Origin of the sequence: Streptomyces ureilyticus (genome assembly GCF_011045025.1) — a bacterium.
Classification (GTDB): domain Bacteria; phylum Actinomycetota; class Actinomycetes; order Streptomycetales; family Streptomycetaceae; genus Streptomyces; species Streptomyces ureilyticus.
Window position 1 is genome coordinate 1 of record NZ_JAAKZX010000502.1, and the last position, 745, is coordinate 745.

A 745-nucleotide genomic window follows, 5' to 3' on the forward strand; every position below is an offset into this window, starting at 1 on the left:
GGGTGGAAGTGGGGAAAAGCCGGACGCGGGCGGGGGTGCGGACCTAGTCTCGAGTTGTGCCAGGCGCGTCGGGTCGGGTGCTTGTTGTGGACGACAACAAGGTCATCCGGCAGTTGATCAGGGTCAACCTCGAGCTGGAGGGCTTCGAGGTCGTGACCGCGGCTGACGGTGCCGAGTGTCTGGATGTCGTTCATCACGTGCGGCCCGATGTCGTCACCCTGGATGTCGTGATGCCCAGGCTCGACGGGCTGCGGACCGCTTCCCGGCTCCGTGCCGATCCGCGGACCCGGAATCTGCCCCTCGCCGTCGTGAGCGCCTGTTCGCAGTACGAGGTCGAGAGCGGGCTCGATGTGGGGGTGGACGCCTTTCTGGCCAAGCCCTTCGAGCCTGCCGAACTCGTGCGGGTCGTACGGCAGTTGATGGAGCGGCGAGGTGGTGGGCGGCAAGGTGGTGGGCGGCAAGGTGGTGGAGCGTCCCTCGGGAGTCCGCTCGGGGCCCCGGGAGTCACCGGCGGGACCGAGCGCGCGGAGCGTGCGGGGCGCGCCGGCGGTTGAGGTTGAGGTTGAGGGGGACGGGGTGATCGTCCGGCGCCTGCGGGTCGGCGCCCCCGGATCCGTACAGGCCCGTACGGCCCCATCCTGTACGGCCCCATCCTGTACGGCCGCATCCTGTACGGCCCCATACGGACCCGTGCGCTGAAGGCCCCGGCCAGCCCTCTCCGTATCCCCGGCCACATCCCCAACCG

At 69.9% G+C, this 745-nt stretch carries 1 protein-coding gene; it reads left to right on the plus strand.

The features are described 5' to 3' along the window. Nucleotides 1-86: 86 nt before the first annotated feature. Nucleotides 87-554: a response regulator gene (locus tag G6048_RS48380; protein ID WP_328829193.1), complete on the plus strand. Its 468-nt coding sequence runs from the start codon at nt 87-89 to the stop codon at nt 552-554. The last annotated feature ends 191 nt before the right edge of the window (nt 555-745 follow it).